25 protein-coding genes are annotated in these 18,943 nt (G+C 48.0%); 7 read left to right on the plus strand and 18 right to left on the minus strand.

Going from position 1 to position 18,943, the window contains the following annotated elements:
• Window positions 1–14: 14 nt before the first annotated feature.
• The 15 genes from ACKPVM_RS10940 to ACKPVM_RS11010 all read right to left on the minus strand — a co-directional run bounded on the left by ACKPVM_RS10940 (window position 15) and on the right by ACKPVM_RS11010 (window position 10,384).
• Window positions 15–449 (minus strand): hypothetical protein, encoded by a 435-nt coding sequence (locus ACKPVM_RS10940; RefSeq protein WP_409309075.1) that lies wholly within the window; start codon window positions 447–449, stop codon window positions 15–17.
• The gene (locus ACKPVM_RS10945; RefSeq protein WP_409309076.1) at window positions 446–682 is read right to left on the minus strand and encodes a hypothetical protein; all 237 of its coding nucleotides are present in this window, start codon (window positions 680–682) and stop codon (window positions 446–448) included. The genes ACKPVM_RS10940 and ACKPVM_RS10945 overlap by 4 nt, the downstream gene beginning before the upstream one ends.
• 266 nt (window positions 683–948) lie before the next feature.
• Window positions 949–1,227 carry a hypothetical protein gene (locus ACKPVM_RS10950; RefSeq protein ID WP_409309077.1) on the minus strand — a complete coding sequence of 93 codons (279 nt, stop codon included), beginning with the start codon at window positions 1,225–1,227 and terminating at the stop codon, window positions 949–951.
• 212 nt (window positions 1,228–1,439) lie between these two features.
• Entirely contained in the window at window positions 1,440–2,018 is a 579-nt protein-coding gene (locus ACKPVM_RS10955; RefSeq protein WP_409309078.1) for a DUF4304 domain-containing protein, read from the minus strand.
• 90 nt (window positions 2,019–2,108) lie between these two features.
• Window positions 2,109–2,381 carry a PTS phosphocarrier protein NPr gene (gene npr, locus ACKPVM_RS10960; protein ID WP_409309079.1) on the minus strand — a complete coding sequence of 91 codons (273 nt, stop codon included), beginning with the start codon at window positions 2,379–2,381 and terminating at the stop codon, window positions 2,109–2,111.
• A gap of 13 nt (window positions 2,382–2,394) precedes the next feature.
• Window positions 2,395–3,249, minus strand: coding sequence for an RNase adapter RapZ (gene rapZ / locus ACKPVM_RS10965; RefSeq protein WP_409309080.1), 855 nt, complete (start codon window positions 3,247–3,249; stop codon window positions 2,395–2,397).
• 135 nt (window positions 3,250–3,384) lie between these two features.
• A complete protein-coding gene (gene ptsN, locus ACKPVM_RS10970; RefSeq protein WP_409309205.1) occupies window positions 3,385–3,858 on the minus strand; it encodes a PTS IIA-like nitrogen regulatory protein PtsN in 474 nt (157 codons plus the stop codon).
• A 103-nt stretch (window positions 3,859–3,961) separates the two neighbouring features.
• Window positions 3,962–4,249 (minus strand): ribosome hibernation promoting factor, encoded by a 288-nt coding sequence (gene hpf / locus ACKPVM_RS10975; RefSeq protein WP_409309081.1) that lies wholly within the window; start codon window positions 4,247–4,249, stop codon window positions 3,962–3,964.
• 23 nt (window positions 4,250–4,272) lie between these two features.
• A complete protein-coding gene (gene rpoN, locus ACKPVM_RS10980) occupies window positions 4,273–5,706 on the minus strand; it encodes an RNA polymerase factor sigma-54 (RefSeq protein WP_409309082.1) in 1,434 nt (477 codons plus the stop codon).
• Window positions 5,707–5,767: 61 nt separating this feature from the next.
• On the minus strand, window positions 5,768–6,493 hold the full coding sequence (gene lptB, locus ACKPVM_RS10985) for an LPS export ABC transporter ATP-binding protein (RefSeq protein ID WP_409309083.1): 726 nt from the start codon (window positions 6,491–6,493) through the stop codon (window positions 5,768–5,770).
• Window positions 6,494–6,496: 3 nt separating this feature from the next.
• Entirely contained in the window at window positions 6,497–7,069 is a 573-nt protein-coding gene (gene lptA, locus ACKPVM_RS10990) for a lipopolysaccharide ABC transporter substrate-binding protein LptA (RefSeq protein WP_409309084.1), read from the minus strand.
• Window positions 7,050–7,616, minus strand: a complete 567-nt coding sequence (lptC, locus tag ACKPVM_RS10995; protein WP_409309085.1) for an LPS export ABC transporter periplasmic protein LptC — start codon at window positions 7,614–7,616, stop codon at window positions 7,050–7,052. Before lptC ends, lptA begins: the two co-directional genes overlap by 20 nt.
• Window positions 7,613–8,179: a 3-deoxy-manno-octulosonate-8-phosphatase KdsC gene (kdsC, locus tag ACKPVM_RS11000; RefSeq protein WP_409309086.1), complete on the minus strand. Its 567-nt coding sequence runs from the start codon at window positions 8,177–8,179 to the stop codon at window positions 7,613–7,615. Before kdsC ends, lptC begins: the two co-directional genes overlap by 4 nt.
• Window positions 8,180–8,262: 83 nt before the next feature.
• Complete coding sequence (kdsD, locus tag ACKPVM_RS11005) at window positions 8,263–9,249, minus strand: arabinose-5-phosphate isomerase KdsD (RefSeq protein WP_409309087.1); 987 nt, start codon at window positions 9,247–9,249, stop codon at window positions 8,263–8,265.
• 172 nt (window positions 9,250–9,421) lie between these two features.
• Window positions 9,422–10,384 (minus strand): calcium/sodium antiporter, encoded by a 963-nt coding sequence (locus tag ACKPVM_RS11010; RefSeq protein ID WP_409309088.1) that lies wholly within the window; start codon window positions 10,382–10,384, stop codon window positions 9,422–9,424.
• A gap of 303 nt (window positions 10,385–10,687) precedes the next feature.
• Between ACKPVM_RS11010 and mlaF the strand changes: the two genes are divergently transcribed.
• The 7 genes from mlaF to murA all read left to right on the plus strand — a co-directional run bounded on the left by mlaF (window position 10,688) and on the right by murA (window position 15,542).
• On the plus strand, window positions 10,688–11,500 hold the full coding sequence (gene mlaF / locus ACKPVM_RS11015) for a phospholipid ABC transporter ATP-binding protein MlaF (RefSeq protein WP_409309089.1): 813 nt from the start codon (window positions 10,688–10,690) through the stop codon (window positions 11,498–11,500).
• A gap of 7 nt (window positions 11,501–11,507) precedes the next feature.
• A complete protein-coding gene (gene mlaE, locus ACKPVM_RS11020; protein WP_409309090.1) occupies window positions 11,508–12,290 on the plus strand; it encodes a lipid asymmetry maintenance ABC transporter permease subunit MlaE in 783 nt (260 codons plus the stop codon).
• Between the two features lie 4 nt (window positions 12,291–12,294).
• Window positions 12,295–12,861: an outer membrane lipid asymmetry maintenance protein MlaD gene (gene mlaD / locus ACKPVM_RS11025; protein WP_409309091.1), complete on the plus strand. Its 567-nt coding sequence runs from the start codon at window positions 12,295–12,297 to the stop codon at window positions 12,859–12,861.
• A gap of 12 nt (window positions 12,862–12,873) precedes the next feature.
• Window positions 12,874–13,503: a phospholipid-binding protein MlaC gene (gene mlaC / locus ACKPVM_RS11030; RefSeq protein ID WP_409309092.1), complete on the plus strand. Its 630-nt coding sequence runs from the start codon at window positions 12,874–12,876 to the stop codon at window positions 13,501–13,503.
• A gap of 13 nt (window positions 13,504–13,516) precedes the next feature.
• The gene (mlaB, locus tag ACKPVM_RS11035; protein ID WP_409309093.1) at window positions 13,517–13,819 is read left to right on the plus strand and encodes a lipid asymmetry maintenance protein MlaB; all 303 of its coding nucleotides are present in this window, start codon (window positions 13,517–13,519) and stop codon (window positions 13,817–13,819) included.
• A 134-nt stretch (window positions 13,820–13,953) separates the two neighbouring features.
• Complete coding sequence (gene ibaG, locus ACKPVM_RS11040; RefSeq protein WP_409309094.1) at window positions 13,954–14,208, plus strand: BolA family iron metabolism protein IbaG; 255 nt, start codon at window positions 13,954–13,956, stop codon at window positions 14,206–14,208.
• A gap of 71 nt (window positions 14,209–14,279) precedes the next feature.
• Window positions 14,280–15,542: a UDP-N-acetylglucosamine 1-carboxyvinyltransferase gene (gene murA / locus ACKPVM_RS11045; protein WP_409309095.1), complete on the plus strand. Its 1,263-nt coding sequence runs from the start codon at window positions 14,280–14,282 to the stop codon at window positions 15,540–15,542.
• A 56-nt stretch (window positions 15,543–15,598) separates the two neighbouring features.
• Here the strand turns inward: murA and degS are convergent, their stop codons facing one another.
• From degS to zapG, 3 genes are all read right to left on the minus strand, one after another.
• Window positions 15,599–16,684 (minus strand): outer membrane-stress sensor serine endopeptidase DegS, encoded by a 1,086-nt coding sequence (gene degS, locus ACKPVM_RS11050; protein WP_409309096.1) that lies wholly within the window; start codon window positions 16,682–16,684, stop codon window positions 15,599–15,601.
• Window positions 16,685–16,833: 149 nt separating this feature from the next.
• Complete coding sequence (gene degQ / locus ACKPVM_RS11055) at window positions 16,834–18,204, minus strand: serine endoprotease DegQ (RefSeq protein WP_409309097.1); 1,371 nt, start codon at window positions 18,202–18,204, stop codon at window positions 16,834–16,836.
• 219 nt (window positions 18,205–18,423) lie between these two features.
• Window positions 18,424–18,828, minus strand: a complete 405-nt coding sequence (gene zapG / locus ACKPVM_RS11060) for a Z-ring associated protein ZapG (RefSeq protein WP_409309098.1) — start codon at window positions 18,826–18,828, stop codon at window positions 18,424–18,426.
• Between the last annotated feature and the right edge of the window lie 115 nt (window positions 18,829–18,943).

Genomic DNA, 18,943 nt, shown 5'->3' on the forward strand with positions numbered 1-18,943 from the left:
GAAATTTAAATTAATTAGAGTGGAAAGTCACTGTCACAAATAATTTCAGCTAAATATCCATGATTTCTAAATGCATCTAATATCCTCTTTGATAAATTTCTTTGATATTCCATATCTGTTTCAGTAATAGGAAATATAGATATTTCATACTGATAGAACATCCACCCATCTTCATCATAGAGTTTGTTATTATCATGCTCAAAATTCTTCTCTAAGACCAACCTGTTTTTATCCTCTAAAAAGGAAAGTGCAGTACTTCTTGTTAAATGAGGTAATATTTCACCCATAAGATTTACGGTTTCTAAGGCACTACGCCCTGTATTGACTGCAATCGAAAATCTTGTATCTATCTCGTGCTTTTTTTTCATAATAAGTTGTGTTTTTTCTTGGTTTTTCCAAATGGTACGGATTTTGACGTTAGAGATATATTTCACAGGAATCATCATCATTTTAATAATTCAATCAATTTTAAAATGTTTTGATATTCATTGTTATGAAAGTATCCATTCGCCAAATAACCACAAAAATTTCTATGTAGATTCTCCAACTCAGCGTTATTTAAGGTTTTACTTTGTAACACCCGCACCGCTGATTTATAAAAATCAATATGCTGAACGTGACTATTATTTTCTGCATCAATGATGAGATCGGTTAATATATCGATAGCATTATTTATTTTCATAATAGACTCATTCGTTGATTCTATCAGTTATCTGATCCCTTTTCCCCTCAGACACGCTACCGCCACGCTGTGACTTGCCAGTCTGCCTGTGTGACATCATAGCAGCGTCAACCGCCGCTGACATTAGCCATTTGGGTTTTTGGAGACGTATGCATCGCTTTTCATCTTGCTTGAGCGAAAACGATGCAGATTGCGAAATAAATAACGGATAAAATAGGATCGAAAGGATGATTAGAACACTTTCAGCTTTTTATTCGATCATAACTTTATTTTTTACCTTTAGACTTTATTTTTCCATACAGGTAACTGGCTGAAATTAACTTGTCTATAAGTTCGGCGTCATCTGGCCAATCTAAAGCGAATCGGGGGTATCCGGGTTTATAAATACTCGGGTCCATGATTTTTATCATTTGTTTTAACTCTAATGCTGTTTTGTTTAAAAAACTTATAGATAACGGTGCTGGTTGATTATTTTTATGTAACTCAAGCGCATCATAAACAGCATCTAAAGTCTCTTTTAAAACTATCTCGACAGATTGACTCATAGCAAAGAGTATCCATATTTTGATTGAGGTAAAATTTTTCTCTACTAAATCGATATACCCTAAATAATTCAAGTTTCAGGAAGGCGGCAAGCGAAGGAATCCCGATGAGCTTACTTGAGTAAGTGATTCGGGTGACTGAACGCAGCCAACGCACATGCAACTTGAAGTATGACGGGTATAGGCCTATTTAACTAGAAGAATAGCACTTCTTATTAATCATTGCTTTCAGTGTCTCTTAATATTTTCTTAAACACTTTCTTTAGGCTTACGCCCATTCCTGAGATAGACACCCCATAGTTTGCAAAATCACGAGCGACATCTATATTATTTTTTAAAATATGGTAATACATACACATTGATATTAATCTAACCGGCGTCACTCCATTTAATGGAGTAGCAATATTTTTCTCTTTAATGTTATCAATGCTAAGAAGGGAAAAAACATCGTCAATAGAACTAAAAAAATCAAAAAAAGTTCGAGACTTTTCTTCTATCTCATTAATAATGAAAGAAATATCATCTGGTGAGTCCAGCAATGCAATACTCAGGGGTTTATTTGTAGACAGTCGGCTACGGATATAACAATCAATTTCTTTTTTAGGATAAGGGCGATGGTCTAACTGATCAAACATAGGATGAACACCTAAATTGATAAATAAAACGTCGCCTGTCGTTTTTATTTGAAAATTGACACAATTTATAAAACCATTGTTTTCTCTAAAAAAATCAGCATGACTTTCTCTAGAAAATCCATTTGAAATAAAAGATGATGTTATTAATTGAGTATTCATTCTGTTACCTATCAGTCCTTGTTTTCGTCACCCTTCTGTTCCTTGCAGGAGCGCCTATCATTTTATTTGAGATGTCGCATGATTGGGCGATTATTCTTCATCAAAACCGGCCTCAAACAGTTGGATCACCGCTGCCAGCGCTTTTATTTCGTCGGGCCCAGTAGCCTCTACTTCAAGGTATTTTCCTTTGGCCGAGTCGAGCATCAACATGGCAATGACGCTACTGGCTTCGGCCTCCGTGCCGCTATCGTTACGCAAAATCACCTCAGCGTTAAAACTCTGCACCAGCTCAAACAATTTCATGGCGGGTCTGGCATGCATGCCGAGTTTATTTTTTATTTCAACCGTTTGTCGGACCGTCATAGGCTATCCGATATCATGGTTTACGTTTTTCCAGCGTACGATGCCGAGATTGAACGTTTTTGCCGCGTGAGCGGAAGTAGTCCGCCAGTTGCTCTGCAACATAAACGGAGCGGTGCTTGCCACCGGTACAACCAATCGCCACGGTCAGATAGCTGCGATTATTGGTCTCCAGCATGGGGAGCCATAGTTCCAGATAACTGCGTGTCTGATAGATGAAATTATGAACTTCAGTGTGTCGATCGAGGAAGGCGGCGACAGGTTTATCCAGGCCCGTCATGGGGCGGAGTTTAGGATCCCAGTGTGGGTTAGGTAAAAAACGCACATCAAACACATAGTCGGCATCAATGGGAATACCATGCTTATAGCCGAAAGATTCAAAGACCATCGTCAGTTCTCGTTCCCGCTTGCCTAGCAGACGGGTACGTAGCATCTCAGCCAATTCATGTACTGACATTTCAGACGTATCAATGATCAAATCGGCCCGTGAGCGTAATGGCTCAAGCAGATCGCTTTCTTCATCAATTGCGCTTTCCAGTGATAGATTTCTACTGGATAGCGGGTGCAGTCGACGGGTGTCACTATAGCGGCGGATCAGTGTATTGCGATCGGCATCAAGGAATAATAACTGAGGTGAAAAACTTTGTGGCAGCTGCGCCATGGCATGTTCAAACACCTCTGGCGATTCTGGCATGTTGCGCACATCAATACTGACCGCTGCGGAGATATTGCGTGTTGCCAGCGTGCTAGCCAATTCTGGTAACAAGACCACTGGCAGGTTATCTACGCAGTAGAACCCCATATCTTCCAGCGCGCGCAGAGCGACGGATTTCCCTGACCCTGAGCGACCACTGACAATCATCAGTACCATCTGACGACTCCCCCCTGACCATGTGATGGTATGACCACCTTGTCATTGTTTTTATCATACGTTGCCAGAAAATGAACGATGAGCATTCGAGGCATAAAAATGCTGTGATTCCCGACCTCTATGCTTACCACAGGGTTAACCCGCTTCCGTCATAATCTGATACAACTCTTCATCGCTTTGCGCTGCACGTAGACGCCGACAAACGGTTTTATCTGCCAGCCGTTTGGCAATAAGCGACAGCGTATGTAAGTGCGTTTTACATTGTTCTGCTGGAACCAGCAAGGCAAAAAGCAAATCAACCGCTTGATTGTCAATGGCATCGAAAGCGATTGGCTGTTCTAGCTGGATAAATACACCGATTGCCTCCAGCGCGTTATCGTCCTCCAGCTTACCGTGGGGGATAGCAATACCGTTGCCAATGCCTGTGCTGCCCATCCGTTCGCGGGTAAGAATGGCATCAAAAATAATCTGTGAAGGGAGATTTAGCTGTTTGGCAGCCAGTTCACTGATAATCTCCAGCGCCCTTTTTTTACTTTGGCAATGGACGGTACTTCGGGTGCACTCTGGACGTAACACGGTGCTGAGTTGCAAATCAGGAACATTGTTCATTTTATATTCACTTAACGACACTTTCACTTCCGGTAAGCCCAGCCCGTAGTAAGATCTATGGGCTGGGGCAGTTCTTTCGCTACGCGATGGAGCAAAAGAAAAATTAGTGCTGTTTTAGCTTATCCTTATGCTTATTGAGCTGGCGGGCCAGTTTATCGATCAGCAAATCGATCGCGGCGTACATATCTTCCGCTTCTGATGTGGCATGCAACTCTCCACCGTTGACGTGGAGAGTGGCGTCAGCGATTTGCTGCACTTTCTCCACTTTCAGTACCACATTGACCTGATTGATACGGTCAAAATATTGCTCTAACTTGGCAAACTTGGTATTGACGAAATCGCGTAAAGGCTCGGTAATTTCGATGTGATGTCCGGTGATGTTGAGCTGCATAGTGTCTTCCTTCTCTGTTGAGATCAAACCAACTGTTTACGTTGGTTTGATGGTGGGATAGATAAAGACTCTCGGTATTTTGCCACGGTACGCCGTGCCACAATGATGCCTTGTTCCGCGAGCAATGTTGTTAATTTGCTGTCGCTTAAAGGCTTGGCGGGGTTTTCTGCGGCGACTAATTTCTTGACCAATGCTCGAATAGCCGTTGACGAAGCTTCACCTCCGCTATCGGTATTAACATGGCTGGAAAAGAAATATTTTAGTTCAAAAATGCCGCGTGGGCTGTGCAGAAACTTTTGTGTTGTCACCCGGGAGATGGTGGATTCATGCATATCCACGACCTGAGCGATATCTGCCAGCACCATCGGTTTCATGAATTCTTCACCCTGTTCGAAAAAGTCCTGCTGCTGTTCGACAATACAGCGGGTGACTTTGAGCAGGGTGTCATTACGGCTCTCCAGGCTTTTGATTAGCCAGCGCGCTTCCTGCAAATGGCTGCGGATAAACTGACCATCGCTATCGCTGCGGACACTGCTGCCCAACGCAGCATATTGCTGATTAATTTGCAGCCTAGGGACGCTATCCGTATTTAATTCAACCACCCAATGTCCCTGATGCTTGCGAACCAGTACATCAGGGATAACATATTCGGACTCACCCGTGTTGATAGATTGGCCGGGGCGGGGATCGAGGGATTGAATCAGCGTCAGCGCTTCTTTCAGCACCTCTTCTTTCAGGCGCGTTGAGCGAATCAGGCTGCGGAAATCATGGTTTGCCAGCAGATCAAGGTATTCGCTGACGATGAGCGTTGCTTCAGTGAGCCGGGGCGTGTCTGAGGAGAACTGGGATAGCTGTACCAGCAGGCAATCTCGTAGGTCGCGGGCGGCGACGCCCACAGGGTCGAAGCGTTGTACTCGTTTAAGTACGGCTTCCACCTCATCGAGGGTGACGTTTTCATCACCGATACTATCCAGAATATCTTCCAACGGCACGGTGAGATAGCCGGTATTGTCCACCGCATCGACGATGGATGTCGCAATGGCGGTATCCGTCTCTGAAAACGGCGTCAACTCCACTTGCCACATCAAGTAGTCCTGAAGGGTTTGTGTCGTTTCCCCCTGATAAATGGGCAATTCCTCATCGCGATAATCTGTGCCGGTGCCGGATGGCGTACCTGCGGAATAGATTTCATCCCAGGTGGCATCCAGTGGTAATTCTTCCGGCATCTCTTTTTGCTCTAACGCTTCACCCGTATCCAGCGAATCGCTGTCGGCGGTATCGAATGCTTCTATTTCTTCGTGATTGTCCGTTTGTTCCAGCAACGGGTTGCTTTCCAGCGCCAATTGAATTTCTTGTTGCAGTTCAAGCGTGGACAGTTGCAACAGGCGGATTGCCTGCTGTAGCTGTGGCGTCATGGCCAGTTGCTGGCTAAGCCTGAGTTGCAAACCTTGCTTCATAAGTGGTGCTAACGTCCCTATATTGGTTCAATGATGAGAATGAATTGAAAACACTACACTATCAGAGTCGGAAGCCTTCGCCCAGATAGACGCGTTTTACCTGCTCATCGGCGAGTATTTCGGTCGGAGAACCATGGGCAATCAATTGTCCCTGACTCACGATGTAGGCGCGTTCACAAACATCTAATGTTTCGCGCACGTTATGGTCGGTAATTAATACGCCGAGTCCGCTGTCTCGCAGATGCTCAATGATCTTTTTGATGTCAATCACTGAGATGGGGTCAACACCGGCAAAGGGTTCATCCAGCAGGATGAATTTAGGGTTCGCTGCTAGTGCTCGTGCGATTTCCACCCGACGCCGCTCACCACCGGAGAGTGATTGTCCCAGACTATCGCGTAAGTGAATAATATGGAATTCTTCCATTAGTTCATTTGCACGGTCTTCCTGCTGTTCAGGGGTGAGATCTTTACGGATCTGCAAAACGGCCATCAGGTTGTCATAAACGCTTAATCGACGGAATATTGACGCTTCTTGCGGTAGATAACCAATACCGCGCAAGGCGCGATCGTGCAAAGGCAGTAGGCTGATGTCCTCGTCATCAATCACAATTCGTCCGTCATCACGCTGAACGATGCCTACGACCATGTAAAACGTGGTGGTCTTACCGGCCCCGTTCGGCCCTAGCAGGCCGACAATCTCGCCTGAATTAACGGTGAGACTCACGTTTTCCACGACCTTGCGGCCTTTATACGCCTTGGCCAGATTTTCTGCGATTAATGTTGCCATAAGTTATTCAGTGACTCGTGGTTGCGGTTTCTGAGAGGTGGTCGTCGTGTTCTTGTTCCCTTTTTCCTGAAGTTGGGAAGGAACCAATACCGTCGTAACACGTTTACCTTTATCGCTGAAGGCTTCCATCTGTTGTTGTTTCACCAGATAAGTGATGCGGTCGCCTTTTACATTACTGTCCATCTGTTCCAAATAAGCATTGCCCGTCAGAACCAGAAGGTCGCTGGCGAGCTCATAACGTACTTTTTGGGCTCGGCCTTTTACCGGCTTGCCGTTATCCTGCATTTGGTAGAACGTCACGGGATTACCGTAACCTTCTACGACCTCTTTACCCTGTGCGCCTTGAGGACGAATAACGACGACTTTGTCAGCCTTGACTTCAATAGTGCCCTGTTTGACCACGACATTACCGGTAAACGTCACGGTGTTGCTTTGCATGTCCAGCGATTGCTGCGCGGAGTCAATGTGAATCGGCTGGTTACTATCTCCGGTAACGGCCAGCGCAGAAACGCTGATGGCTAACAGCGAGCTGGCGATCAGGGTATTTTGCATCAGATTATTGGTTTTGGATTTCATAAGAGGTTTTTACCTTTTCGATCAACTCGGCTGTCTTGTTGCGTAGATTGCCACGCATTTTCATCCCGTTGGAAGTAAAGCTGGCACCGTATAGGGTCACTTCATCATCGGAAGAGACGTCCTGAGTCACCAGATTTACCTGGGCATTGTTTGTTTTTATTCTCTCCAACTGTGAGTCATTTGTCAGGCTATTGACCTCAACATGACCATACAGATAGAGCATTTTGTCTTTTGTCAGCTTGGCGCGATCCGCGCGTACTGACCAGGTTGCCGTACCTTGCTCGTTAAATAATGTCGCCACTGGCGTCGTAAACCAGCTCAGTTGCTCATCATTAAAATATTCTGCCTTATCCGAAATCAGACGGTAACTCAGCTTTCCGGTGGGGCTATAAACCAGCGTGGTGGTTTTCTCGCTGGTATATACCGGTACGGCCGGGTCCGGAGTATCAATGGGTGCCGTCGTTTCGTTATCCGCTATATTCCAGCCAATCAGAATGAGCGCCAGCAATGCTAGCAACGCGGTCAACCAACGTCTGGTTTTACTCATATTGACAACCCTTTGGCATGCTCCAGCTTATCCTGTGAGAACAGAATTAAATCGCAAAGTTCACGTACGGCACCGCGTCCACCCGCGATACGCGTAACGTAATCGGCACGCGGTAATAACAGAGGGTGCGCGTCGGCTACGGCAACGCTCAAACCGACTTGTGCCATCACCGGCCAATCGATCAGGTCATCACCGATATAAGCAACCTGATTGGCGGGGACAGACAGTTTATCCAACAGATCGTTGAAGGCCAAAACCTTATCGGATTGACCCTGATAAAGATGGGTAATGCCTAATGTTTTACACCGATCCTGCAAGAGCTTGGCCGATCGTCCGGTAATGATCGCAACCTCGATACCGGATGTCAGTAGACAACGAATGCCATAGCCGTCGCGTACATTAAACGCTTTCAACTCTTCACCGTGATTACCCATATAAATCAGGCCATCAGACATGACGCCGTCAACATCACAGATTAACAGGCGAATTTCACGGGCTTTATCCAGTACCTGTTGATCGACAGGTCCATAACAGGTATCGGTTTGTGCCCCGACTTCACTCATTGGCGTTTATCCTTGCTTCACAGTTTTTGCTTCACTCGTGTCGGTTTTTTTCGACACGTTAACGTGTCGTTTGCCACGGCGTCTTACACCACACCAGCACGTAGCATATCGTGCATATGGACAATTCCCACCAGACGATCGTTCTCTGCCACTAAAAGCGCGGTAATGTGGCGTGATTGCATCAGGTTCAGCGCGTCAACCGCGAGTGTCTGTGGTGTAACCCGAATGCCGCCAGCGGTCATCACATCAACAATGCGGGCGCTGTTCAAGTCAATATTCATGTCGAAAATACGGCGTAGATCACCATCGGTGAAGATGCCTTGAATTTTCATATCTGATTCGCAGATTACCGTCATACCCAGATTTTTGCGCGTGATTTCTACCAGTGCGTCGCGTAGCGAGGCATCGTGTGGCACGTGCGGAATCTCATCGCCCGAATGCATGATATCGCTGACGCGTAGCAAAAGTTTGCGGCCCAGTGCGCCACCGGGATGTGAGAGGGCAAAATCTTCGGCGGTAAACCCACGCGCTTGCAATAATGCCACGGCGAGTGCATCGCCCATCACCAGTGTCGCTGTGGTGCTGCTGGTGGGGGCTAACCCCAATGGGCAGGCTTCTTGTGGAACATGGACGCATAAATGGATGTCTGCCGCTTTTCCCATCGTGCTTTCAGGATTTCCCGTCATGCAAATCAGGAAAATTTTCTGGCGTTTCAACACGGGAATTAATGACAGGATTTCGTGGGATTCGCCTGAGTTGGAAATGGCGATGACAATGTCATGCGGTGTGACCATCCCTAAATCACCGTGGCTGGCCTCTCCGGGATGCACAAAAAAAGCGGGAGTGCCAGTGCTGGCAAATGTGGCTGCCATTTTGCAGCCGATATGCCCGGATTTTCCCATCCCCATGACAACCACTTTCCCCTGACAGTAGAAAATTTTCTCGCAGGCTCGTGTAAAAGCGTCATCGATGTATTGATCCAACTGTGCTAAACCTTCACGCTCGGTTTTTAGCACTTGCTTACCTGCCAATTGAAAATCAAAACCGGGTTGTAGTTCAAAATGTGACATACCTGAATAATCCTGCTTGTTTTCATATTTGAGTGAATGCTTGATGTGCTGGTTAATCAAGCAACTTGCCGCTAATCAAGCTATTTTTTGTTCAAACCATTTTGTTGTTTAAACAATCTTTTCATCAAACAATTATCTAATTAAACAATCGGTCGAGCGCGTCATTTATCGATCACATAAAGAACAAGACCGAGAGATAAACGGCAAATGCGCAGAGTAATAGTGCGCCTGCGCGTTGTCCAATACGGCGTTTTCTACTGAGACACAGTGCTGTCAGTAACGCGCTGGCTCCCAACATGACCCAATAGTCACGTCCGAAAGCAAGGGGGTTGAACACGCCCGGTGACAGCAGCGCGGGTATGCCCAGCACAATGGTAATATTAAAGATATTCGAGCCAATCAGATTACCTAGCGCGATATCATCTTCCTTTTTTAGTGTGCCAACAATGGCGGTTGCCAATTCCGGCAGGCTGGTGCCAATGGCGAGTACGGTGAGGCCGATAGTCAGTTCGCTGATGTGAAAATAGCGAGCCAGTACGGTGGCATTGTCAATGACCATACGGGCTGCCATCGGTAAAATAATCAGCCCGAGAATCAACCATAAAACGGCGACGGTTTGGTTACTGTCTGCGTGGGGAAGTTCAGCCACCTGTTCTTGCGTGAGACTATCCACGCCGTCCTGTTGTGCCAGACGCATCATTCGAATCATCAGAAACAAAAATATCCCGCCAGCCGCCAGCAGTATGACCCCGTCCATGCGGCTCAGATTGTTATCGCGGAGTAAGAGGCCACATAAAACGGTGACCAGCAGCATCAGCGGAAATTCCCGGCGTAGCAATTCTGAATGAACCGTTAAAGGGCGAATCAGCGTTGCGCTGCCGAGAATCAACAGAATATTCGCAATATTGGAGCCGAGTACGTTGCCGACGGCCATATCGACCTGATGGTTCAGTGCGGCGGTGACAGAGACGATCAGTTCGGGTAATGAAGTACCGAAGCCAACAATGGTGAGACCAATGATGAAGGGGGGTAAACCCAGCGCCCGCGCCAGGATCGCGGCACCATACACCAAACGATCGGCACCATATACCAGCAGCGCCAAGCCAACGATCAACAGTACGGTCGCAAAAAGCATGCAGCGTCCTTTATTAAGGTATAATCACAGGTTTATGGGGAGATAAACCCGTATTTCTGGACGAATTTCGCACAAAAAATGTTTTCTATATACTAAGGCTAATTCTGACTGGGTAAGGCGGAAAAGTAAAACCTATGGCGGTTTTGTTCAGCCATTTTGGACAAGAACTTACGGTAAGTTTTTGTAAAACTCGGGCTTTGCCTGATATCAACCATTAGGATTTAGGCATGAAGGCCTATTATCGTGATTGGCTTAACCTTGGCTGTTGTAGGTAACATGCTGAACGGTAAGGAATATGAGATAATGAGTCATAAGGATACTAATCTGGTTGAGATCCGTGGCCTGAGTTTTCAGCGCGGAGAGCGGCAGATTTTTACAGATATCACGTTGAATGTTCCCAAGGGGAAAGTTACCGCCATCATGGGGCCATCCGGCATTGGTAAAACGACATTGTTACGCCTGATTGGTGGGCAACTTCAGCCTAATAGCGGGGAGATCTGGTTTGATGGCGATAATGTCCCCGCGTTGTCACGTAGCGCGTTGTACAGCGCTCGCAAGAAGATGAGCATGTTGTTTCAGTCCGGCGCGTTATTTACCGACCTCAATGTGTTTGATAATGTCGCCTGGCCGTTACGTGAGCACAGCCGATTGCCGGAAGCGCTGTTGCGCAGCACGGTGATGATGAAGCTGGAAGCGGTTGGATTACGTGGGGCTGCTGACCTGATGCCAGCCGAACTTTCAGGTGGAATGGCGCGGCGTGCGGCGCTGGCGCGGGCGATCGCGCTCGATCCACAACTGATCATGTTTGATGAACCGTTTGTCGGACAGGATCCGATAACGTTGGGGACGTTGGTCAAGCTGATTGATGAATTGAATCATGCATTAGGCGTGACCTGTATTGTCGTGTCGCACGATGTCCCGGAAGTCATGAGCATTGCGGACTACGCCTATATCATTGCCGATCGACAGATTATTGCAGATGGAACGCCGGAGCAGTTGAAAATGAATGATGATCCTCGCGTGCGTCAGTTTTTGGATGGTATTGCCGATGGGCCTGTTCCGTTCCGTTTTCCGGCAGAGGATTATAAAACTGCGCTGTTAGGTTCAGGGGGTTAACGCACTCATGTTATTACGGGCGTTGGCGTCGTTAGGACGTCAGGGAATTGCCACCTGTGCCTCGTTTGGCCGTGCCGGACTGATGCTGTTTAATGCGTTGGTGGGCAAGCCTGAATTTAGGAAACAGTGGCCGCTGCTGGTCAAACAGCTTTATAGCGTCGGTGTGCAGTCGCTATTAATCATCATGGTTTCCGGTCTGTTCATCGGCATGGTATTGGGCCTGCAAGGCTATCTTGTGCTCACCACCTATAGTGCAGAAGCCAGCCTGGGCATGATGGTGGCGCTTTCGCTGCTGCGTGAGCTTGGGCCGGTGGTCACGGCATTGTTATTTGCCGGGCGTGCCGGATCGGCGCTTACCGCAGAAATTGGTCTGATGAAGGCGACGGAGCAGTTGTCTAGCATGGAAATGATGGCGGTTGATCCTCTACGTCGCGTTGTTGCCCCCCGCTTTTGGGCCGGACTGATCAGTATGCCGCTTCTGGCAGTGATTTTTGTCTCGGTAGGTATTTGGGGAGGATCGCTGGTTGGCGTGGACTGGAAAGGTATCGATAGCGGTTTCTTCTGGTCAGCCATGCAAGGCGCGGTCGAATGGCGGCAGGACATACTAAACTGTGTGATTAAAAGTATCGTCTTCGCGATTACCGTGACCTGGATTGCTCTGTTTAACGGCTATGATGCGATTCCGACTTCAGAAGGGATCAGTCGGGCGACGACCCGTACCGTTGTGCATTCGTCACTTGCGGTATTGGGATTGGATTTTGTGCTGACAGCACTGATGTTTGGGAACTGATTCAATGCAAACGAAGAAAAATGAAATTTGGGTTGGCGCGTTCATGCTGATTGCGCTGTGTGCCATCCTTTTTTTGTCCCTGAAAGTCGCCGATCTCAAATCAATCGGTAGCGAACCTTCCTACCGTTTATTTGCCACGTTTGACAATATTGGCGGGCTGAAAGCTCGCTCACCCGTTCGGGTTGGTGGTGTTGTGATTGGGCGTGTCGCGGATATTTCTCTGGATGAGAAAACGTATTTACCACGTGTCGCAATGGATATTGAGCAGCGTTATAACCATATTCCAGATACCAGTTCTTTGGCTATTCGTACTTCCGGTCTGCTGGGGGAACAATATCTGTCGCTGAATATTGGTTTCGAAGATGAAGAAATGGGAACGTCAATACTGAAAGATGGCGGTGTGATTCAGGATACCAAGTCAGCCATGGTATTAGAGGATCTCATCGGGCAATTCCTATATAAGAGCGGTGGCGATAGCGGGGATAATGCCGGTCAGACAGGCTCAGGGCCAGCCAATGACACGGCGGCAACGCCAGAACCTCAGAACCAGCCTGATACTCCACATCCATAAGAGGATAGCTGCATGTTTAAACGTTTACTGATGGTAGCTTTACTGGTGGTGGCACCATTAGCCAACGCTGCGGATCAAACGAATCCTTATCGCTTGATGAATGAAGCGGCAGAAAAAACTTTTAGTCGATTGAAAGCCGAGCAGCCTCAGATCAAACAAAATCCGGATTATTTGCGCAACATTGTGCGTGAAGAATTGCTGCCTTATGTGCAAATTCGTTATGCCGGTGCGCTCGTGTTGGGTCGGTACTACAAAGAAGCAACGCCCGATCAGAGAAGTGCTTACTTTAAGGCGTTTGAAAATTATCTGGCGCAGGCATATGGGCAAGCGCTGGCTCTGTATCATGGTCAGACCTACCAGATTGGGCCAGAACAACCGCTGGGGAATGCGGATATTATCTCTATTCGCGTTTCCATCATTGATAATGGCGGACGCCCACCGGTACGGCTGGACTTTCAATGGCGCAAGAATAGCCAAACGGGTAACTGGCAAGCTTATGACATGATCGCCGAAGGCGTTAGCATGATTACGACCAAACAAAATGAATGGGCTGCTACACTGCGTCAGAAAGGCGTGGATGGCTTAACCCAGCAGTTGGAAGCGGCGGCGAGGCAGCCGATTACGCTGGATAAGCAACGTTAATCCAGGCGGAAAAATGGCAAACGCATTGAACTGGGTGTCACAAGAATCGACACTGATATTAGTGGGCGATCTGGATCGTGAAACGCTTTTGCCGCTCTGGGAGCAGCGTGAGACATTGCTGGCGGGTAAAACAGCGTTAGATGTTTCCGGATTAAAGCGTGTTGATTCTGCGGGGCTCGCTTTACTGATGCATTTTTATCATCAGCAATCCCAGCAGGCACGAAGCTTAAAAATTATTGGGGTTAGCGATCGGTTAAATACGCTGATTGCATTGTATAACCTGAATGAAATCATCCCTGTATCTCAGGCGTCTTAGTTTGTCTCGGTGTGTGTGATAGAAATCCCCTTTTTGGCATGATGCATAAGGGGATTTCTTTGTTTAAGATAGCGCCGTATTCATCTAAGATACCACCCTGTTTATCATCCCCCCTGACATAGAAATCGAGAGCGATGGAAAATAATGAAATTAAAGAAGTGCTGATGACATCATTGGCACTCGAGGAAGCCCATGTTTCCGGTGATGGTAGCCACTTTCAGGTTATCGTTGTCGGTGAGCTTTTCGCTGGCATGAGCCGGGTGAAAAAACAGCAAACGGTCTATGCTCCGCTGATGGAGTACATCGCGGATAACCGTATTCATGCGGTGTCGATCAAGGCGTATACGCCGGAAGAGTGGCAGCGCGATCGCAAGCTTAACGGGTTCTAAAAAGCTGAGTCGCTTTTAAGCTTGTGATCAAGTAACACATTGTTGAATTAACACGTTGAGAAACAGTGACTATGGATAAATTTCGTGTGCAGGGGCCAACCCGGCTAACGGGTGACGTAACCATTTCCGGTGCCAAGAATGCCGCATTGCCTATTCTGTTTGCTGCCTTGCTTGCTGAAGAACCGGTAGAAATCCAGAATGTGCCGAAATTGCGGGACATTGATACCACAATGAAGTTGTTAACCCAGTTGGGTGCCCGTGTTGAACGCAATGGTTCAGTACATGTTGATGCCAGCGATGTGAATGTTTTTTGTGCGCCTTACGATCTGGTGAAAACCATGCGCGCCTCTATTTGGGCATTAGGACCGCTGGTGGCTCGTTTTGGGCAAGGTCAGGTCTCACTGCCTGGTGGCTGTGCTATTGGAGCCCGTCCGGTGGATTTGCACATCAATGGCCTTGAGCAGTTGGGTGCGGAAATTACACTGGAAGAAGGCTACGTCAAGGCATCCGTCAATGGTCGCCTGAAAGGTGCTCATATCGTGATGGATAAAGTCAGCGTGGGTGCCACTGTAACCATCATGAGTGCAGCCACGCTCGCCGAAGGCACGACCACGATTGAGAATGCCGCGCGGGAACCGGAAATTGTTGATACAGCCAATTTCCTGAATACGTTGGGTGCCAAAATCAGCGGCGCAGGTAGTGATAGAATCACTATCGAAGGTGTTGCTCGTTTGGGCGGCGGCGTTTACCGCGTTCTGCCAGACCGCATTGAAACCGGTACTTTCCTGGTTGCTGCGGCTATTTCTGGTGGCAAAGTGGTTTGTCACCAAACCCGCCCTGATACGCTGGATGCGGTGTTGGCTAAATTGCGCGAAGCTGGCGCCGATATCGAAGTTGGTGAGGACTGGATCAGCTTGGATATGCATGGCAAACGGCCCAAAGCGGTCACCGTTCGTACCGCGCCACATCCGGGATTTCCTACCGATATGCAGGCTCAGTTCAGCTTACTGAATCTGGTGGCAGAAGGGACGGGCATCATTACTGAAACCATTTTCGAAAATCGCTTTATGCATGTGCCCGAGCTTATTCGTATGGGCGCGCAGGCTGAGATTGAAAGTAATACCGTGATTTGTCACGGTGTAGAAAAACTGTCTGGCGCGCAGGTTATGGCAACGGATTTACGTGCTTCCGCGAGTCTGGTGTTGGCGGGATGTGTTGCTGAAGGCGTAACAATCGTTGACCGTATTTATCATATCGATCGCGGTTATGATCGTATTGAAGACAAACTACGTGCGTTAGGGGCGAACATCGAGCGTGTAAAAGAACACGATTAAGCGAGAAGGGGAACTGCCGGAATCAGGTGCGAAGGCAGTTCCCCCAACGAGAAGGTTCAGTTGATCGGAAATTCCTGAATCGTCATGTCTAATTTGATTTCTTGATTACCGCGTTTGATCACGACAGGGACGACTGTGCCTGGCCGTATTTCGGCGATTTGATCCATGGTTTCGATGACCGAGCGTGTCGGCTTATTATTCACGCTGACCAGGATGTCTTTCACCTGAATTCCTGCTTTATCTGCTGGTCCTCCGGCGTCGATCGTGCTGACCAGAATGCCATTCGGGCGTCCTTGGCGGCTACCGTTTTCGATACTTTCTATATCTTCTATCTGTATGCCATTAATGCCGATATAACCGCGAATAACGCGACCATCGCGGATCAGTTTTCCCATGACTTTGGTTGCCAATGCGACGGGAATGGCAAATCCAATCCCTTCCGGCACCTCGCCATCGGCGCCTTTGTCAAAGGAGAGCGTATTGATGCCAACCAGTTCTCCTAGCGTATTGACCAACGCGCCACCGGAGTTGCCATGGTTGATGGAAGCGTCCGTTTGCAAAAGATTTTGCCGACCGTTTTGTCTGTTATCCTGACCGACGGCGCTCAGCCCGACGCGCCCTGTCGCACTGATGATCCCCTGAGTAATCGTTTGTCCCAAATTGTAAGGGTTACCGATAGCCATCACGACATCACCGATATGAGCGGTACGATGGGTATTAATCGGTATCACGGGCAAATTGACCCCATTGATTTGCAGCACAGCCAGATCGGTCAGGCTATCCGAGCCAACGACCATGGCTTCATAGAGCCTGCCGTCCTGAAGTGCGACCAGAATTTGCTGTGTGTTGTTGATAACGTGCTTGTTGGTGAGGATATAGCCTTTGTCGCTCATAATCACGCCGGAACCCAGCGTGCGAATATTGAGTTCTGCGGTTTGCTCTGGATTTGGTGCTCTATCATAGACATTCACCACAGCCGGTGCCGCGCGACGAACACCATCGTAATAGCTGACGGGTGTATCGGTAACGGGATTATCATCGACTTTCTGCCATGAGGCGGGGCGCAGCGTAGGAACAGCGGCGAGCAGGATGCCTGCGGCGATCAGACCAAGCAGAGTGGAGCGCAATAACTTAGCAAGCATAACTGTGTTTTACTGTGTGAAAAGAAGATAGTGCCGAGGATAGCATGAGATAATCAGACACAGCAGCGTGCTGTGTCTGATTTTTCAGGCGGAATAGGGAATTGGCGTTCATCAACAAAAGGTGATGATGATGCCATCGCCCGCCGTCATTAGCGCAGAAGCAAATAAATCGTTTCGTCGCCACGCACGATATTGAGTGCCAGTACTGGTGGTTTAGCTTCCAGTAATTTACGCAATTGAGTGATGTTTTCCACTCGCTCACGGTTAACACCCATGATGATATCGCCTTTTTGTAAACCGACCTGAGCGGCTGGTGTATCTTTGGCAACATTATCAATCTGTACGCCTTTGCTGCCGTCCTTCAGTTGACCGTTGGTCAGCGATGCTCCCTGTAGCGCTGGAGATAGGGTTTCGGCGCTGGTGGTTGAGGTTGCGCTATTGTCCAGTACGACGGAAACCTCTTGCTGTTTTCCATCACGCAGTAAACCCACCTTCACCGTTTTACCTGGCGCGGTGGTGCCGATTTTAGCGCGAAGCTCAGCAAAACTGCCGATGGGTTTACCATCAAGCGTCGTCAGCACGTCACCAGCTTTGATGCCAGCTTTAGCCGCGGCCGATTTTGGCAACACTTCACTGACGAACGCGCCGCGTTGTGCATCAACCTTGAAGGCTTTGGCCATTTCGGACGTCATTTCGCTGCCTTTGATACCCAGAACGCCGCGTTTGACCTCACCAAATTCAACCAGTTGTTGGGATAAGTTCTGCGCCATGTTGCTAGGAATGGCAAATCCGATACCAATGTTTCCGCCGCCAGGTGCGAGGATGGCGGTGTTAATACCAATCAATTCGCCATTAAGGTTAACTAGTGCGCCACCGGAGTTGCCGCGGTTAATGGACGCATCGGTCTGAATAAAGTTCTCCAGACCTTCGAGATTTAACCCGCTACGACCCAGCGCGGAGATGATGCCGGACGTCGCCGTTTGTCCAAGTCCGAACGGATTCCCTACTGCCACGGCAAAATCACCCACGCGGAGTTGGTCAGAATCGGCCATTTTGACGGCAACCAGATTTTTGGCGTCCACCAACTGAAGCAGAGCAATATCGGTTTGTTCGTCACGGCCTATCAGTTTGGCTTCATACTCACGTCCATCATTTAACTGTACGCGAATCTTATCGGCATTATTGATGACGTGATTATTCGTCAGCACATAACTTTTGGCCGCATCGATAATCACACCTGAACCCAGCCCTTCAAAAGGGCGCGAACTTTGTTTATCGGTTGGGAAATTAGGGCCAAAGAAGAATTTAAATTCTTCTGGTACACGCTGACGTTGTACCTGTGTGCCTTCTACATGCACACTGACGACCGCCGGCAAAACTTTTTCAAGCATTGGTGCCAGACTTGGCGTCTGTTGTCCTTGAACCACGGCCGGTAACGCAGCGTTCGCTACGGGGATCGTGGACAGGGTTAGACCTACGCTCATTGCCAGTGCACTAAATAATAAAGATTTTTTCTTCATTGTTGATTAACTCTCTCACGACCAGCGGATGAATAAAATGATGATATATAAACTTAAACATGTGGTGAAGAGTCTGACTGACGTTTGGTGTGTAAAGTTCACTGATGTTTCGTCAGTAGATTGTAACTATAGTCTACGACCGAGATTTAATCGGGGGATGACGGCAAAAGGAATGCGTGAAGTTTGGGGAAACTTCACGCGATATCGCTGCTGTTGTGGCTATTTGCGGACGGGGCGTTCGCCTCGCAATAACCCTGATGCGCCATCTGAATAGTCACGTGGTGGCATATCCACCGGAACCTGATCGTTATCGGCTTCTGCTTCCGTCAGACGGTATTTGAACGGATTATCCTGACCGGGAATATCGGGCAGCAGACTGTTGGAACTCTTAGCCATATGCTGGTAAAGCTGACGATAATCATGCGCCATGTTATCCAGCAACTCTGCACTGCGGGCAAAATGCCCCACCAACTCCTGGCGGTATTCTTCCAGCTCGGTTTTACTTTTCTCTAGTTCGTTCTGCAATACCTGTTGTTGCCGCAGCTTACGGTTGCCAAAACGCATGGCCACAGCACCAATAATGACACCGGCAACTAAACCAATCAGCGCATACTCCCAGGTCATAATGACTCCTATTTTGATGTCGTTGTCCACGTAGGGTTTTTCACTTAATAATAGCCACTATAACCGCTAATCTTGTCTGAGTGGAATCCTGAAGCACAATGACTTAGGGTTATGT

The sequence above is a fragment of the Pectobacterium hainanensis genome, from assembly GCF_046237015.1.
GTDB lineage: Bacteria > Pseudomonadota > Gammaproteobacteria > Enterobacterales > Enterobacteriaceae > JBJYIN01.